Source organism: Xenorhabdus doucetiae, from assembly GCF_000968195.1.
In the GTDB taxonomy this organism is placed as follows: Bacteria; Pseudomonadota; Gammaproteobacteria; order Enterobacterales; family Enterobacteriaceae; genus Xenorhabdus; species Xenorhabdus doucetiae.
In genome coordinates, this window is the sequence record NZ_FO704550.1 from 2,312,147 (window position 1) to 2,329,134 (window position 16,988).

General features: G+C 44.7%; 11 protein-coding genes, 1 pseudogene and 1 CRISPR repeat array. Of the genes and pseudogenes, 7 read left to right on the forward strand and 5 right to left on the reverse strand.

Translation table 11 applies throughout. The annotated features are described in order from the left end of the window. Nucleotides 1–119: 119 nt before the first annotated feature. Entirely contained in the window at nt 120–1,139 is a 1,020-nt protein-coding gene (gene ansA / locus XDD1_RS10390; RefSeq protein ID WP_045970959.1) for an asparaginase, read from the forward strand. Between the two features lie 63 nt (nt 1,140–1,202). On the opposite strand, the gene XDD1_RS10395 is transcribed toward ansA, so the two are convergent. Together XDD1_RS10395 and msrB are read right to left on the reverse strand one after the other, a co-directional pair. Then, the gene (locus tag XDD1_RS10395) at nt 1,203–1,484 is read right to left on the reverse strand and encodes a YeaC family protein (RefSeq protein WP_045973489.1); all 282 of its coding nucleotides are present in this window, start codon (nt 1,482–1,484) and stop codon (nt 1,203–1,205) included. Between the two features lie 152 nt (nt 1,485–1,636). Beyond that, nucleotides 1,637–2,050, reverse strand: coding sequence for a peptide-methionine (R)-S-oxide reductase MsrB (gene msrB / locus XDD1_RS10400; RefSeq protein WP_045970961.1), 414 nt, complete (start codon nt 2,048–2,050; stop codon nt 1,637–1,639). A 342-nt stretch (nt 2,051–2,392) separates the two neighbouring features. On the opposite strand from msrB, the gene gapA reads away from it, so the two are divergent. Both gapA and XDD1_RS10410 read left to right on the forward strand, forming a co-directional pair. Then, nucleotides 2,393–3,388 (forward strand): glyceraldehyde-3-phosphate dehydrogenase, encoded by a 996-nt coding sequence (gene gapA / locus XDD1_RS10405; RefSeq protein WP_045970963.1) that lies wholly within the window; start codon nt 2,393–2,395, stop codon nt 3,386–3,388. Between the two features lie 128 nt (nt 3,389–3,516). Continuing rightward, entirely contained in the window at nt 3,517–4,398 is an 882-nt protein-coding gene (locus tag XDD1_RS10410) for a D-hexose-6-phosphate mutarotase (RefSeq protein ID WP_045970965.1), read from the forward strand. Nucleotides 4,399–4,455: 57 nt separating this feature from the next. On the opposite strand, the gene alr is transcribed toward XDD1_RS10410, so the two are convergent. From alr to fadR, 3 genes are all read right to left on the reverse strand, one after another. Continuing rightward, the gene (gene alr / locus XDD1_RS10415) at nt 4,456–5,523 is read right to left on the reverse strand and encodes an alanine racemase (protein WP_045970966.1); all 1,068 of its coding nucleotides are present in this window, start codon (nt 5,521–5,523) and stop codon (nt 4,456–4,458) included. A 27-nt stretch (nt 5,524–5,550) separates the two neighbouring features. Beyond that, nucleotides 5,551–6,852, reverse strand: a complete 1,302-nt coding sequence (locus XDD1_RS10420) for a D-amino acid dehydrogenase (protein ID WP_045970968.1) — start codon at nt 6,850–6,852, stop codon at nt 5,551–5,553. Between the two features lie 569 nt (nt 6,853–7,421). Continuing rightward, nucleotides 7,422–8,135, reverse strand: coding sequence for a fatty acid metabolism transcriptional regulator FadR (gene fadR, locus XDD1_RS10425; RefSeq protein ID WP_045970970.1), 714 nt, complete (start codon nt 8,133–8,135; stop codon nt 7,422–7,424). Between the two features lie 270 nt (nt 8,136–8,405). Between fadR and nhaB the strand changes: the two genes are divergently transcribed. The 4 genes and pseudogenes from nhaB to XDD1_RS10445 all read left to right on the forward strand — a co-directional run bounded on the left by nhaB (nt 8,406) and on the right by XDD1_RS10445 (nt 16,886). Next, entirely contained in the window at nt 8,406–9,950 is a 1,545-nt protein-coding gene (gene nhaB / locus XDD1_RS10430; protein WP_045970972.1) for a sodium/proton antiporter NhaB, read from the forward strand. An 89-nt stretch (nt 9,951–10,039) separates the two neighbouring features. After that, a complete protein-coding gene (gene dsbB / locus XDD1_RS10435; RefSeq protein WP_045970973.1) occupies nt 10,040–10,558 on the forward strand; it encodes a disulfide bond formation protein DsbB in 519 nt (172 codons plus the stop codon). 330 nt (nt 10,559–10,888) lie between these two features. Further along, a CRISPR array of direct repeats spans nt 10,889–14,623; the repeat unit is 29 nt; unit sequence GTGTTCCCCGTGAGTACGGGGATAAACCG. Nucleotides 14,624–14,901: 278 nt separating this feature from the next. Then, a pseudogene (locus XDD1_RS10440) lies at nt 14,902–15,738 on the forward strand (MFS transporter); the annotation flags it as partial. Between the two features lie 104 nt (nt 15,739–15,842). Continuing rightward, nucleotides 15,843–16,886 carry an IS630 family transposase gene (locus XDD1_RS10445; protein WP_071827264.1) on the forward strand — a complete coding sequence of 348 codons (1,044 nt, stop codon included), beginning with the start codon at nt 15,843–15,845 and terminating at the stop codon, nt 16,884–16,886. Nucleotides 16,887–16,988: the final 102 nt, after the last annotated feature.

The following is a 16,988-nucleotide window of genomic DNA, read 5'->3' on the forward strand; positions in this document are numbered from 1 at the left end:
ATTGACTGGTTTTCTGACAGTAAGTTTCTGGCAAACTGAAAGCCTGATTTTACCATCAGGCTTTTTTTCTTCCTGATACTCCCTATAATCCAGCTAACTGTTTTTAGTGAGGCATTATCATGCAGAAGAAATCCATCTATGTTGTTTACACTGGCGGCACAATTGGGATGCAGCACTCCCCCAATGGGTACATTCCCGTTTCCGGTCATTTACAGCAACAACTCGCAAAAATGCCAGAATTTCACCGTCCAGAAATGCCAACATTCACGATCCGTGAACATCAGCCCCTGATTGATTCTTCTGATATGAGTCCTGACGACTGGAGCGTTATCGCAAATGATATCGATCAGAATTACCATGACTATGATGGCTTTGTTATTCTGCACGGTACGGACACCATGGCTTTCACGGCGTCAGCACTCTCTTTCATCTTCGAAAACCTCAATAAACCGATTATTGTGACAGGGTCACAAATTCCGCTGGAAGCACTGCGTTCCGATGGGCAAACTAATCTCCTTAATGCGCTGTATCTCGCAGCAAATTACCCCATCAACGAAGTCAGCCTGTTTTTCAACAATAAATTATTTCGTGGAAACAGAACAATTAAAGCCCATGCAGATGGTTTTGATGCCTTTTCATCCCCTAACTGTTCACCCCTGATGGAAGCCGGAATCAATATCCGCACCTTTAAAACCAATCCCCTGCCTGTCAGGCACGGCGAGTTTGTTGTGAATCCAATCACATCACAACCCATTGGGGTGGTGACTATCTATCCAGGGTTATCCAGTCAAGTGGTAGAAAATATTCTGATGCAGCCCGTTAAGGCATTGATTTTACTATCATACGGTGTAGGTAATGCGCCTCAACGTGCTGATTTGTTGCAAACATTAAAGAAAGCCACCGAGCGAGGCATTATTGTGGTTAATTTGACGCAATGTATTTCTGGCCGGGTCAACATGGAAGGCTATGCAACAGGTCATTCTCTGGCTGCATCAGGCGTTATCAGTGGTTATGACATGACTTTCGAAGCCGCTTTAACGAAATTGCACTATTTACTGAGCCAAGCTTATACCCCTGAAGAGATCCGCTACTTGATGCAACAAAATCTGCGGGGAGAATTGAGTTATGCGGATGAATAATCAGTGATCTAAACCTGCCTCGCCCTGCTTTCTGCAAGGGCGAGGTTGCAAATTCACCCTCTTTCACTCTTCCGACTGAGGTTTTAATTTCGCGACCATTTCAGACTGAAATATCGCCTTTAACTCCTGTTTGCTTTTTATGGCAATTTGGCCATTTGTACCAATCGTCATATGGTCAGGATCATGATTATTTTTTGCCTGCCAAAGCATCACTGCTTGTAAACTGTACTCCTTCTGCTCTGGCGTGAGGGGAACACCATCCTGCCACTTTCCCAGTTCAACAGCCTGAACTAATCGTTGATAAATTTCAGGCGTCATGGCGGAGAGTAAATCATCCAACTTCATCGAGATTTCCTTAATGGCTTTAATGGCTATATGCGCTATTTGCCTGTATACACGGCATGTTTTATTAAAAATAGGCTGAATCGTTTCTTTTTCAACTGTCCAATCCCAAATTCTATCGAAATTATTTAAATTCAGAGTATGCAGGCATAACATTAACCCGCTGTTTCTTCGCCGGTTTCCTTATCAATAAAACACAGTGATGCTGAATTGATACAAAAACGTTCTCCTGTCGGTTTGGGGCCATCAGGGAAAACATGCCCCAAATGTGCCTGACATTGACTACAACGTACCTCTATCCGATGGATATTATGAGAATAATCATCAATATAGGTGATAGAGTCATCACTGATCGGTTGGTAGAAACTCGGCCATCCACACCCTGAATCAAATTTCGTCTCAGAAATAAATAGTGGCTGGCGGCAACACAGGCAATAATAAATACCACTTTTCTTGTTGTGCAGTAGTTTTCCGGAAAATGGCGGCTCAGTCCCTGCTTCTTGTGTAACATGGTGCTGCATTTTACTAAGCTGTTCTATAGAAAGGAAAATATTTTGACTTTTAGTCATAATGACCACCTTTTAAGGCCAATATTTTCAATAAAGAATCATCGAAAACAACAAAAAATTAACAACAAAATGTCAAAATGCATTCTAACCCATTCAACATAGCAATTTACTTTACTAATTGTGATAAGTCTCACATATCTAACCGATGGTAACTTTAAATATCTCCTTATACCCCGATAATGTGGTGCGTAGAGCTTGTTCCAGTTGTATAGCAAGCGTCCAGATGGTGATTGTTAAGTTGATCTTTTTCAATGGTTGACACGATTCCGCTTGACGGCTGGCAAGATTTTGGTAACTTTAGACACAACTTTTAATTCACTAAAAAATAGCTGGTGGAATACTATGACTATCAAAGTAGGTATTAACGGTTTTGGTCGTATCGGCCGTATTGTTTTCCGTGCTGCTCAAGAACGTTCAGACGTTGAAATCGTTGCGATCAATGATCTGTTGGATGCAGAATACATGGCTTACATGCTGAAATACGATTCAACCCACGGCCGCTTCAACGGCACTGTTGAAGTTAAAGACGGTCAACTGGTTGTTAACGGCAAAACCATCCGCGTTACATCTGAAAGAGATCCAGCTAACCTGAAATGGGATGAAGTGGGTGTTGATGTTGTTGCAGAAGCAACGGGTATCTTCCTGACCGACGAAACTGCACGTAAGCACATCGCGGCTGGCGCGAAAAAAGTGGTTCTGACTGGCCCATCCAAAGACAATACGCCAATGTTCGTTATGGGTGTTAACCACAATGCCTATGCAGGCCAGGATATCGTTTCCAACGCATCCTGCACCACTAACTGCCTGGCGCCACTGGCTAAAGTTATCAATGACAAATTCGGCATCGTTGAAGGTCTGATGACTACCGTTCACGCAACAACGGCTACCCAGAAAACGGTTGACGGCCCTTCAGCAAAAGACTGGCGTGGTGGCCGTGGTGCGGCACAGAACATCATCCCATCTTCCACTGGTGCAGCAAAAGCAGTAGGTAAAGTTATCCCAGAACTGAACGGCAAACTGACCGGTATGTCTTTCCGTGTTCCTACGCCTAACGTCTCTGTGGTTGACCTGACTGCACGTCTGGCTAAACCAGCGACTTACGCAGAAATCTGTGACGCAATCAAAGCAGCAGCAGAAGGCGAGCTGAAAGGCATTCTGGGCTATACTGAAGATGACGTGGTTTCCACTGACTTCAACGGCGAAAAACTGACTTCTGTATTTGATGCTAAAGCGGGTATCGCACTGAACGATAACTTTGTAAAACTGGTTTCTTGGTATGACAACGAAACTGGCTATTCCAACAAAGTTCTGGATCTGGTCGCTCATATCTCCAAATAATTGCGCTGTTATCCACGTTCAAAAGCCATCTGTTTACAGATGGCTTTTATATTTATCTATCTAAAATATTGAGCTATTCTTGTCCCTTGGTTCCACTGCCAATTCAAGGTTACATAAGGTCATGACCGATGCTTGATAAAATTTTCTCATTACCCGTTGTAGAACAGATCTCCCCTTATATCAGCCAGCGAAATATTGATGGTTTTCCGTTAATTGTAGTTTCCCATCCTAAAGCGCGTGGGGTGATCAGTATTCAAGGTGCCCACCTAATTACATGGCAGCCCAATAACGAAAAACCCGTATTATGGGTAAGCGATAACACGCTTTTTAATGCCGGCACGCCCATCCGCGGCGGTATTCCCATCTGTTGGCCTTGGTTTGGTTCATCCTCAGCGCCCAGTCATGGATTTGCACGAATATTACCCTGGGAACTCAAAGCGCATAATGAGAATGAAAACGGGGTTATTTTGACGTTCACATTGCAGGATAACGCCTATACCCGTAAGTTATGGCCACATGAATTCACGCTGATTGCCCGCTTTAAATTAGGGGAAACTTGCGAAATAGAGCTAGAACCCCACGGTGAATATCAGGCTACTTGCGCCCTTCACTCTTACTTCAATGTCAGTGACATCGATCAAATTCGAGTGAGCGGACTTGGCGCTCATTTTATTGATACCCTCTCCGATAGAGAGCAAGTTATTGATGAAGATTTAGTCTTTCACGGGAGAACCGACCGTATTTATACCGAGCCAGACGATTTTAGCCTGCTCAGAGATCCTTTATGGAAACGAACCATTGAAATACACCACTATCACCATAGTGATGTCGTATGCTGGAACCCCGGCGCTGCACTTTCCAGTAGCATGAAAGATATGAGTAAAAATGGTTATAAGAATATGGCTTGTATCGAAACAGCCCGTATCAATAATCCATTACGGTCTAAGAATAGCATCCCTGACCGACTTTCTGTCATTATCCGCTGCCGTAAGTTTTCAGATAATAGATAAAACAGGCATTTTTTCCAAACCAAGGTAAAAATGCCTGCATGTCTGAATATAGAAAGGTTAAACCACAGTGACAGGAACCCGCTTCGCTAACGCGCACAAAAGCTCATAACCAATGGTTCCAGCCGATTCTGCAACTTCATCTACAGGTAGATTTTCTCCCCATAACTCAACAATACTGCCTACGTTGGCTTCAGGGCATGGCGTTAAATCAACCGTCATCATATCCATTGATATCGCGCCCAATAATTGGGTGCGAATACCACCAACCATAATCGGTGTTCCTGTTGGAGCATGTCGCGGATATCCATCTGCATAACCACAGGCGATTGTACCGACACGCATCGGCTTCGGGGTTGTATAACGACTGCCATAGCCGATCTTTTCTCCTTCGGGAAGTTCATGCACGGCAATCACTTCACTTTGCAATGTCATGGCTGATTTCAACCCAATATCAGCAATATCACGCCACTTTCCACTTGGGGATGCGCCATAAAGAATAATACCCGGCCGTACCCAATCTCTATGTGTTTTCGGATGCCACAACACGGCACCCGAATTCGCCAGGCAATGAGGCAATGAACGCATTTGCAGATGTTCAACAACCGCAAATTGTCCACCAACACCCACTTCATTATCTGAGTTAGCAAAATGGGTCATCAAAGTGACTGAATGAATATTTTTAATCTTTCTCACCATTGAAACTATTTTTGGATACTCTTCTGAGGTGAACCCCAATCGATTCATACCACTATTGAGTTTTAAATAGATATCAATGGGATTATCCAATTTGGCTTTTTCTATTTCATCAAGTTGCCAATGGCTATGTACTGCGGTTGTCAGACGGTATTTATTGATCATCTGCAAATCCACGGGCTTGAAAAAACCTTCCAATAGCAAGATTGGCCCTTGCCATCCCTGCTCCCTTAAATAAATAGCTTCATTCATATCAAGCAGTGCAAATCCATCTGTCTGAATGAGTGATTGCCATATTCTGTCCAATCCATGCCCATACGCATTCGCTTTGACTACCGACCAAATTTTACTGTTACCCACTTTTTGGCGAATAACCGACAAATTATGGCGGAATGCATCGAGATGGATCGTTGCCAAAATAGGACGTGGCATGACGACCCCTTCTTATCGTTTATTAATTTATGCAGTGTGTAAATGAGGTTTCATTGGAAACACTTTTATATTGAAACCGTCAATATATCTGAATACAGAGAGATCCTCTGCCGCAATATCAGGATTTTTGCCAGAAATTAAATCCGCCAGTAACTTCCCTGAACCACAAGCCATTGTCCATCCCAGTGTTCCATGCCCAGTATTTAAATAAAGATTCGCATACTTGGTTGGCCCCACGATAGGGGTACCATCCGGCGTCATAGGACGCAAACCTGCCCAGAATGACGCCTCCGCGATATTACCCCCATTGTGATAAAGATCCTGAACAACCATTTTTAATGTTTCACAACGATTCTGAGGAACATTCAAATTAAATCCGACGACTTCCGCCATGCCACCAACACGAATACGATTATCAAAACGGGTAATCGCAATCTTGTAAGTTTCATCCAATACAGTTGAAACAGGAGCTTTTGCTTCGTCCACGATTGGCATCGTCAATGAATACCCTTTCATCGGATAAACCGGAATTTTAACTAAATCTTTCAATATCTCCGTGGAATAAGATCCCATCGCTACCACATAGTGATCCGCTGACATCACGCCATCATTACATTGAATACCCGTGATTTTATTCCCATCCACCAAAATCTGTTTAACGTGCTTGTTGAAGATAAACTTCACACCAATATCTTCTGCCATTTTAGCCAGAGTCTTGGTAAAAACCTGACAATCACCCGTTTCATCATTGGGTAATTGCAATCCGCCTGTCAGTTTATGGGAAGTATTGGCGAGCGCAGGCTCTACGGTAGCTAATTGCTCGGCAGTCAATAATCGATAAGGAACGCCTTCTTGCTCCAGCACTTTAATATCATTAGCGGCATTATCAAATTGCTTGGTAGTTCTAAACAATTGCAGGGTTCCCCCCTGACGTCCCTCATATTGGATCCCGGTATCGGCTCTTAATTGTTTAATGCAATCCCGGCTATATTCTGCCAAGCGTACCATTCTGCTTTTATTCATCGCGTAATGGCCTGCATCGCAATTGCGCAGCATTTGCCACATCCAGCGCAACTGGAACAGAGAACCATCAGGACGGACTGCCAAAGGTGCATGACGTTGAAATATCCACTTCATTGCTTTCAGCGGGATACCTGGTGCGCCCCAAGGGGTTGAATATCCTGGTGAGATTTGACCAGCATTAGCGGCACTGGTTTCTTCCGCAGCACTATTCTGGCGATCAATAACGATAACTTCATGGCCTGCCTGCGCAAGATACCATGCACTGGTTACACCAATAACACCGCTGCCTAAAATAAGGACCTTCATTTTACCCCCTACTGATAAGTGATATTGGCAAGCATAATATGCTAAACAAAAAAATCCAATACAGAATAATAGACTGCAACACAATTAATTAACTTTTAGGATTTAAGTCACATTTCAATTACAAACCACAAGTGACGCCTTCCTTCAAAAAATACACAATATTCATTAATATAAATAAAAATCAAACAGTTAATATAGATAAAGATTCTATTTGCCCCTTTAATTTTCCACCTGTTAAAGAAGTTTTTACGGGAAAAAGAAACATTAAATTCACAAATTCGGAATTTGTATAATTCTGTACAAATAGAAATTTATAGTTTTTTATATAATATCAATCTTGGTTAAATAGGATAATAGTTTAAAAAACTGAATTACACAGTTGGAAGGGAGGTTAATGAGTGATTAGAGGAATACCCCAGAAACATAGATAATCCTGCATCATATAATTGGATATTATATGACCGAACTATGATATAACCACATATCTGGGGTAAATAAAGTGCAACTGACAGCGGGGTAATCAAAAAACGAAGAGTTTAACTAACCAAGACGTGCTTACGTTAATTCATTTATCTTTCCGCTAATTCATTAAACATAATGCTTTGCATGCTATGCCAGATAGTCCCACTTTCTTTACCATAATTACGCACACAATCCATAATTTTGTCATAGGATTTTTCCTGACACAGTGCACTTAATTGCTGATAGAAATTCAATGCCAGATTACGCGCTTCAGGACTGGAGAAATAATAACGGCCAACACGGGTATACAACCCTTTCAGCCCGTTAATAATCAAACCATAAATAGGGTTTCCTGACGCAAAAGCCAGACCGCGGAAAATGTCATAGTCCACAGAACTGAAAGATTCAGCCGTATCTTCCACATGTTCTTTTTCTGCCAGAACTTCCAGTGATTTTTCAGGGTTGTTCCTGAATGCAGTACGGATAAAGATGGCGGCAATATTTGTTCGCACGGCCAATAAGTTATCAACCAACTGGGGAACGCGATCATGATCAAGGCGCGCCAACGTTTCCAGAATATTAAGACCGGATGTTTCCCAGAAGTTATTAACTTTGGTTGGCTTTCCATGCTGAATAGTCAACCAACCATCACGGGCAAGGCGCTGCAACACTTCTCGCAAGGTCGTACGGGTGACACCGATCAATTCAGATAATTCACGTTCTGCTGGCAGTATGGAGCCGGGTGGAAAGCGATTATTCCAAATACTTTCAATGATATACTCTTCCGCGAAACTCGCAGGACTTTGAGCCTTAATTACCATAATTTTAATTATTCCAAAGCAGTTTTCTTGGCTAATAATAGCGATTGATCATACCAGAATGTGCTTGTTCGATATAGTTACCCGATAAATAAACCGTGAAAGAGTGAAAGGGCTCATAAAAAATGCCATCATTCGTAGATTAACTATGCGCCAATGCCCTTAAATTGCTATCGCGTTGAGCGTACTATCCCCTATATTCCTATAGGGTTGTTTAGATATATAGTTGCTTGGATTTGTTCCAAGTATTCACAAAGAGGAATGTTAATAATAATGGAAATCAGTATGCAACGTTCAGTGGTGAAAAACTTTCTCGGCAACTCGCCGGATTGGTACAAACTGGCGATCATTGTTTTTCTCATCATCAATCCACTGGTCTATTTCTTTGTCAGTCCCTTTGTTGCTGGCTGGATGCTGGTTGTTGAGTTTATCTTCACACTGGCAATGGCATTAAAATGCTATCCCCTGCAACCCGGTGGGTTGCTCGCCATTGAAGCCATCATCATCGGGATGACTTCACCCAAACAAGTCGGTCATGAAATTGCCAATAATCTGGAAGTGATTTTATTGCTGATTTTCATGGTGGCGGGCATTTACTTCATGAAACAATTATTGCTGTTTGTTTTCACAAAACTGCTGTTAAGTATCCGCTCCAAGAAAATGCTGGCACTGGCATTTTGTCTGGCCAGTGCTTTTTTATCCGCTTTTCTTGATGCCCTGACCGTCATTGCTGTAGTTATCAGTGTCTCAGTCGGGTTTTACGCTATCTATCACCAGTTTCTTTCCCAAGATGGCAACGCTGAACTGAATGATGATAAGTGCTTTGACAGTGAGGATAAAAGGCAGTCACTGGAACAGTTCCGGGCATTCTTACGCAGCCTGATGATGCATGCAGGAGTTGGCACCGCGCTAGGCGGCGTGATGACAATGGTCGGTGAACCGCAAAACCTGATCATTGCCAAACACGTCGGTTGGGATTTTGTCACATTCTTTATTCGTATGTCTCCGGTCACCCTTCCCGTGTTTATTTGCGGCTTGCTAGTCTGTTTGCTGGTCGAACATTTTAAATTGTTTGGCTATGGCGCTGAATTGCCTGAGCGTGTTCGCTCTGTCCTGAAAGATTATGACCAAAAAGCCAGTGAAAAACGTACCCGCCAAGAAAAAGCCCAACTTGTCGTTCAGGCATTGATCGGCATTTGGCTGATTGTGGCACTGGCTTTTCATCTGGCCGAAGTGGGTCTGATTGGTCTGTCAGTCATTATCTTAACAACGGCCTTCTGTGGGATTACCGAAGAACATGCACTGGGTAAAGCCTTTGAGGAAGCCTTACCGTTTACTGCACTGTTAACGGTGTTCTTCTCTGTCGTTGCCGTGATTGTTGACCAACAACTGTTTACGCCATTTATCCAATTTGTCTTACAGTCTTCATCCGCTTCACAGCTTTCCTTGTTTTACTTGTTCAACGGGTTACTCTCTACGGTTTCTGATAACGTCTTCGTCGGTACGGTTTACATTAACGAAGCGCTATCCGCCCTGAAAAACGGTTTGATTTCACAACAACAGTATGAATATTTGGCCGTTGCCATTAATACAGGCACTAATTTGCCATCCGTGGCAACGCCTAATGGGCAGGCGGCTTTCCTGTTCCTGCTGACTTCGGCCTTATCTCCGCTGATCCGTCTCTCGTATGGCCGTATGGTCATGATGGCGCTGCCTTATACCATTGTGATGACCTTAGTCGGCCTGTTATGTGTTGAATTTTGGTTGGTGCCTGCGACTGAATATCTGATCAGGCTCGGTTTGATCACGCCACTATAATGGTTCAGTTGATTTTAATTTTATTTTTTTATGGCGGATGACACGGCACAATAAGCCAATTCATTTTGAAAAGATGGGAAGAAAAGAAAATGTTTCAATTTTTAAAACAGAGTTCCCAAGGGCGAGGCGCATGGTTATTGATGGCGTTAACCGCTCTTATCCTGGAAGCGACAGCGCTTTATTTTCAACATGTCATGCAATTACAACCCTGCGTAATGTGCATTTATGAGCGTGTTGCATTACTTGGTATTTTAGGCGCTGCGCTGCTTGGCGCAATTGCCCCTAAAACACCTTTACGCTGGTTAGCGATCCTGCTGTGGATTTACAGCGCATGGCAAGGATTGCAACTGGCATGGGATCACACCATGATGCAGTTATATCCTTCCCCGTTTAATACTTGTGAGTTCTTTGTCCAATTCCCATCTTGGTTACCCTTAAATGATTGGTTGCCTTCGGTATTTCAGGCGCTTGGGGATTGTTCAATAAAACAGTGGGAATTTTTAACGTTGGATATGCCGCAATGGCTGATTGGCATTTTTGCCGCTTATCTGTTAGTCGGCATATTAGTGCTGGTGAGCCAGTTTTTTCGGGTTCAGCGTAGATTTTAAGAATAAAAAACTCACCTTTTATAAGGAGCCTGCTAAAGGCTCCTTTAATGCCTTTCCATATTCAGTCTAACTCTTCTCACAATAATAAAATATGCCCTTTTTTATGCGACCTGACGCTCAGATGCCAGCAGGTAATGATTGGCACTACTGTGTGATGGAGATCCCATAATTTGATAGATAAAAATGAAGGATATGAATGAAATGCGATCTGCATTACAGATAATAAATCAGGAAAGATGAACAGAAGAATTTCACTGATTTATAGGCTGAAAAAATGGTAGAATTTTTTCGCCCTAAAAAGGGTTTATAAAACAGTTGGATAAAATTAGAGTGTTCCCCGTGAGTACGGGGATAAACCGCATGAAACCATCAGTTGCAGCTATTTTACCGTCCGTGTTCCCCGTGAGTACGGGGATAAACCGGCTCGGGCTGATACGGGCTATGACGTACTGGAGTGTTCCCCGTGAGTACGGGGATAAACCGGCTGAGGACGCTCTCTCCATTGGCATACCTGTGTGTTCCCCGTGAGTACGGGGATAAACCGAGTTAGGGTTTTAAGGGAAGCGGGATTAATTAGTGTTCCCCGTGAGTACGGGGATAAACCGATATCAGCGTGGAGGATGCTATAGCTGAAGGGGTGTTCCCCGTGAGTACGGGGATAAACCGCCCGCCTTCCAGCCATGACAAATAGCCGAGACGTGTTCCCCGTGAGTACGGGGATAAACCGAAATGGCAATGGCGGAGGCGGAGATATGGAATGTGTTCCCCGTGAGTACGGGGATAAACCGAAGATAGTCAAAATCTGTAAAGTTACAAACAAGTGTTCCCCGTGAGTACGGGGATAAACCGTTCTCCGAGGAGACGTACATAATCCTGTTCAGGTGTTCCCCGTGAGTACGGGGATAAACCGAAACCCTGAACGGACTCAAGAACAGGTTGGGGGTGTTCCCCGTGAGTACGGGGATAAACCGACCCCGCCCGTCCGCTGAATACGTTGTCACTGAGTGTTCCCCGTGAGTACGGGGATAAACCGGCTCGGGCTGATACGGGCTATGACGTACTGGAGTGTTCCCCGTGAGTACGGGGATAAACCGCTGAGTTGTTAAGCAACCCTGCGAAGCTGCGTGTGTTCCCCGTGAGTACGGGGATAAACCGGTGAGCTTCCCATGAAGAAATCATGGAACGGCGTGTTCCCCGTGAGTACGGGGATAAACCGCGGTTCTGTCGGTTTGAGTCTGCCGAATATGGGTGTTCCCCGTGAGTACGGGGATAAACCGATGTAGATGATTCGATAAATAGTAAGCAATACGTGTTCCCCGTGAGTACGGGGATAAACCGACAAATCATATCTCGCATTTTCCCATCTGCGGCGTGTTCCCCGTGAGTACGGGGATAAACCGAGCTGACGTCAGGGTGTTTTTCCCTTTTATTCGTGTTCCCCGTGAGTACGGGGATAAACCGGCTCAGCGTTACCGGTTGGTGTACCCGTCCCGGTGTTCCCCGTGAGTACGGGGATAAACCGGTGGACGAGAAACAAAAGTATTCATTCCTCGAGTGTTCCCCGTGAGTACGGGGATAAACCGAAAATTGCAACACGGAGCTGATAAAATTTCCTGTGTTCCCCGTGAGTACGGGGATAAACCGTATGGAAATGGCAAATACTTTTCTACAACTGAGTGTTCCCCGTGAGTACGGGGATAAACCGAATACATAGCTCGAGGAAAGGCAGGGAAAAAAGTGTTCCCCGTGAGTACGGGGATAAACCGGTGTTAATCATGCCAGCACGTATCTAATCATCAGTGTTCCCCGTGAGTACGGGGATAAACCGTATTTAGAGGTTAAATCATGACTGGGTTTGTTGTGTTCCCCGTGAGTACGGGGATAAACCGGATACTAACGGTGAAATTAGCAACTTGAAGTTGTGTTCCCCGTGAGTACGGGGATAAACCGCAATTTGTCAGCCTATCTCTGATCTCACTGATGTGTTCCCCGTGAGTACGGGGATAAACCGCCGTTTATAAATGGTTGCATGGTAAATCTAGGGTGTTCCCCGTGAGTACGGGGATAAACCGCTATCGGTGCGGAGAGAACAGAACGACGAGATGTGTTCCCCGTGAGTACGGGGATAAACCGAAATGGCAATGGCGGAGGCGGAGATATGGAATGTGTTCCCCGTGAGTACGGGGATAAACCGGGCATGAGCGCGACCACTGCGAGAGTGTGGTTGTGTTCCCCGTGAGTACGGGGATAAACCGTGGGTGCAATCCTCAATGGTGAATCTGAGATTGTGTTCCCCGTGAGTACGGGGATAAACCGCACTCCGTTACCAGATGCTCAAATAGAGGCTGGTGTTCCCCGTGAGTACGGGGATAAACCGAACGCAATAAATTCTGGAATAACTGCGAACCAGTGTTCCCCGTGAGTACGGGGATAAACCGATTTGGCCGCCGCTACGAATTAGAGGTTCGTGGTGTTCCCCGTGAGTACGGGGATAAACCGCGTCATGATCCAGTTCTCGCAGGCTATGGCTTGTGTTCCCCGTGAGTACGGGGATAAACCGGATGCCAACGGTCAATGGATTGATCACACCACGTGTTCCCCGTGAGTACGGGGATAAACCGGGAAAATTCCCACAAGCGTAACATCATTCAAAAGTGTTCCCCGTGAGTACGGGGATAAACCGGCTCTCGGAACGTAGCCAGAATAATTGGCGTAGTGTTCCCCGTGAGTACGGGGATAAACCGCAGTGGGTTGATGAAATAAATTTAGCGATCACGTGTTCCCCGTGAGTACGGGGATAAACCGTTTTCAGAGAGAGTTTCAGGCTTTCTTTCCTAGTGTTCCCCGTGAGTACGGGGATAAACCGGGAATTAGGCGTTGAAACACCAGATGTCATTGAGTGTTCCCCGTGAGTACGGGGATAAACCGCTTGATATCACCAGTTTCTAAACGTTCTTCCTGTGTTCCCCGTGAGTACGGGGATAAACCGCTTGATATCACCAGTTTCTAAACGTTCTTCCTGTGTTCCCCGTGAGTACGGGGATAAACCGGCCAGAGATTACACGGAACTGGATACGAAGTAGTGTTCCCCGTGAGTACGGGGATAAACCGACTAATCACGGTGGTAATGAGCGCGGCACATGGTGTTCCCCGTGAGTACGGGGATAAACCGTACCACTCTTTAGGAGACAATGAGCAGGAAGCGTGTTCCCCGTGAGTACGGGGATAAACCGAGGATTACTGGATGAATGGAAAACGCATCAACGTGTTCCCCGTGAGTACGGGGATAAACCGGCACCTCCTCCCGTGGCATCCCGGCCAAACTGGTGTTCCCCGTGAGTACGGGGATAAACCGCCTATTCCGTTGGAAACTTTCAGTACAACAAAGTGTTCCCCGTGAGTACGGGGATAAACCGTTGGCTGAAACGTTGGTGAATGGTTTTTCAGACGTGTTCCCCGTGAGTACGGGGATAAACCGCCTTGTCTGCCTTTATGAACCGTTACCATGAGGTGTTCCCCGTGAGTACGGGGATAAACCGACTTCATATCCATAATGCTACGGTACGGAGGGCGTGTTCCCCGTGAGTACGGGGATATTCAGCGGTGAAGTGTTCCCCGTGAGTACGGGGATAAACCGCTGTGCTCATATTCTCTGCTCCTCCACTGCCCGTGTTCCCCGTGAGTACGGGGATAAACCGTCACTCACCTTCAATAAAATCAATACGAGGTTGTGTTCCCCGTGGGTACGGGGATAAACCGTGTGAGTTATCCGGCAATTTACCGATGCGTTTGTGTTCCCCGTGGGTACGGGGATAAACCAGGAAATTTGATAAGTTGGTTGTTCCACAGTCAAGTGTTCCCCGTGGGTACGGGGATAAACCGGATCAATAAACCGATTTCGGTTCGGTGTCCACGTGTTCCCCGTAGGTACGGGGATAAACCGGCTATAGAGGACACGATCATTGCGCGTAAATTGTGTTCCCCGTAGGTACGGGGATAAACCGCATCGGCGTGGTTGTTTCGGGATCTTTATACAGTGTTCCCCGTAGGTACGGGGATAAACCGCCGTTATTTTTAGACACCGAAACCACGGGACTGTGTTCCCCATATGCACGGGGATAGCGAGTTGAACATGGTCCAGTCTTAGCAAGGTCATAATGAATCCTCTTTCATCAGGTCACTATCTTATGTTTAACAAATTTAATTTTTTACAAAGATACCGTTTTTGCCCTTTTCACTATTTTGGCCTACCCAAGTCATTCCTTATTACTAAAAAATTCTGTAATTTAGTTATTAATTAGATAACAATTACGTAACAATAAATGTTTTCAGGTCGTGGGTGAATGTTTTCCAAATCAAATATCTCAATCAGTGCATTACTGGTTTCTTCTCTGCTTTTGACCATAGGGCGTGGAGCCACCCTGCCCTTTATGGCTATCTACCTGACTCGTCAGTATCAGATGCCGGTTAATAAGGTTGGGCTGGCTATCTCTGTTGCTTTAACTATTGGCGTACTTTTCAGTATGGGGTTTGGGATTCTGGCGGATAAATTCGATAAAAGACGCTATATGTTATTGGCCGTTATGGCGTTTATCTGTGGTTTTATTGCCATTCCCCTGATCAATCACGCAGGCTTGGTTGTCGTTTTTATCTCGTTGATAAATTGCTCCTATTCTGTCTTTTCGACGGTACTGAAAGGTTATTTTGCTGACACACTGCCAACGTCAACGAAAGCGAAAGTTTTTTCACTGAACTACACCTTTGTTAATATAGGTTGGACTATCGGCCCGCCAATCGGTACATGGCTTTTAATGTACAGCACCCACCTTCCGTTCTGGTTGGCGGCAGTTTCTGCTTCCGTTCCCATTGTTTTTATTCAGCGCTATGTTCAAAGCGTCAGCGTTGCCGCAGACAGTGATAGATCAGCAACAGTGTGGGAGCCAGCAGCCATGTTGCGTGATCGCGCACTGATCTGGTTTGTTCTGTCAACGTTTCTTGGTTCACTGGTGTTCGGCTCTTTTAGCATCTGGATCTCGCAATATATCCTGACAGTCGCTGACAGTGCCTTGGCTGAAGCGGTTATCGGTGTGGTATTGCCGGTGAATGCTGCTGTGGTTGTGACTTTGCAATATGCAGTAGGCAGACGCATACGTCCGGAAAACCTGAGAAAACTCATGACACTAAATAGGTTTTCAAAATAGTAGATCACTTGAAGGGAACTCAGTCCGATTTTCGCGATCTGATTAATCGCCAAATCAAAACAAATCCCAAAATGGACTGAGTCATGCCAATCATAACATCAATACCCCGAAATGAACGACGTCAAATGAAAAAAGCTATCCAGAAAACCCGGGATAAGAACTATGCACGTCGCCTCACCGCGCTCTTGATGTTGCATGAAGGGAGTACGGTTTCTCACGTTTCCAGAACGCTTCACTGTTCACGTTCTTCAGTTAATCGTTGGGTAAATTGGTTAACATTATACGGGTTGGAAGGGCTTAAAAGCCTCCCTGCGGGAAGGCCTGCCATCTGGAATTTAGCCCCGCTTCTCTCCGTCATTTCTTTCTTATTACAGCACTCTCCACAACATCTTGGCTATCTCCGTTCACGATGGAGCCTTGAACTGATTACACTTAAAATCAATGAGATACTGAATATATCGCTCTCTCAAAGTACACTCTATCGCTACTTTTGTCGGGCGGGCATCGTTTGGCGAAGGGCGGCGCCAACCTTAAAATTACCTGACCCTGAGTATGATGAAAAAATGGCCAAAATCAGCGAGGCGTTATCCAATGCCTCAGGGAAACATCCTGTCTTATATGAGGATGAAGTGGACATCAACCTTAACCCGAAAATCGGTGCAGACTGGTGCTTCAAAGGACAGCAAAAGCGTGTTGTTACCCCCGGAAAGAACCAAACACTTTACCTTGCGGGTTGCCTCAATGCGAAAACGAAAGAAATCACGTATGTCGGTGGCTTGAGAAAGAACTCAGATTTATTTATCAAATTGTTAGAGGAAATTAATCATCAATATACCAGTGCCAAGACAATCACGTTAATTTTAGATAACTATTGCATTCATAAGAGCCGGAAGGTCAGGGTTTGGCTGGCAAAAAATCCCCAATTTAACCTTCTCTTTTTACCGTCCTATTCCCCGTGGTTGAATAAAATTGAACGTCTATGGCAATCCTTGCATGAAACCGTGACACGAAACCACTGCTGCCAATTTATGTGGCAGTTGCTTCACCATGTCAAAATCTTCATGGAAACCGCTTCCTTACAACAGCAGAAACCGGGGATGAGAAAAATGGGTGTATCACAATTATGAAAACCTATTTAAGATTCAGTTTTTCACTGACTTCATGAAATACCGGTATATATCCCTGAATATCTTCTACTTTCAATTTAAATAAATTTCATAATAGTGAGA

Coding starts and splice junctions, on each gene's coding strand:
- ansA (WP_045970959.1), top strand. CDS start 120: ATGCAGAAGAAATCCATCTATGTTGTTTACACTGGCGGCACAATTGGG.
- XDD1_RS10395 (WP_045973489.1), bottom strand. CDS start 1,484: ATGAAGTTGGATGATTTACTCTCCGCCATGACGCCTGAAATTTATCAA.
- msrB (WP_045970961.1), bottom strand. CDS start 2,050: ATGACTAAAAGTCAAAATATTTTCCTTTCTATAGAACAGCTTAGTAAA.
- gapA (WP_045970963.1), top strand. CDS start 2,393: ATGACTATCAAAGTAGGTATTAACGGTTTTGGTCGTATCGGCCGTATT.
- XDD1_RS10410 (WP_045970965.1), top strand. CDS start 3,517: ATGCTTGATAAAATTTTCTCATTACCCGTTGTAGAACAGATCTCCCCT.
- alr (WP_045970966.1), bottom strand. CDS start 5,523: ATGCCACGTCCTATTTTGGCAACGATCCATCTCGATGCATTCCGCCAT.
- XDD1_RS10420 (WP_045970968.1), bottom strand. CDS start 6,852: ATGAAGGTCCTTATTTTAGGCAGCGGTGTTATTGGTGTAACCAGTGCA.
- fadR (WP_045970970.1), bottom strand. CDS start 8,135: ATGGTAATTAAGGCTCAAAGTCCTGCGAGTTTCGCGGAAGAGTATATC.
- nhaB (WP_045970972.1), top strand. CDS start 8,406: ATGGAAATCAGTATGCAACGTTCAGTGGTGAAAAACTTTCTCGGCAAC.
- dsbB (WP_045970973.1), top strand. CDS start 10,040: ATGTTTCAATTTTTAAAACAGAGTTCCCAAGGGCGAGGCGCATGGTTA.
- XDD1_RS10445 (WP_071827264.1), top strand. CDS start 15,843: ATGCCAATCATAACATCAATACCCCGAAATGAACGACGTCAAATGAAA.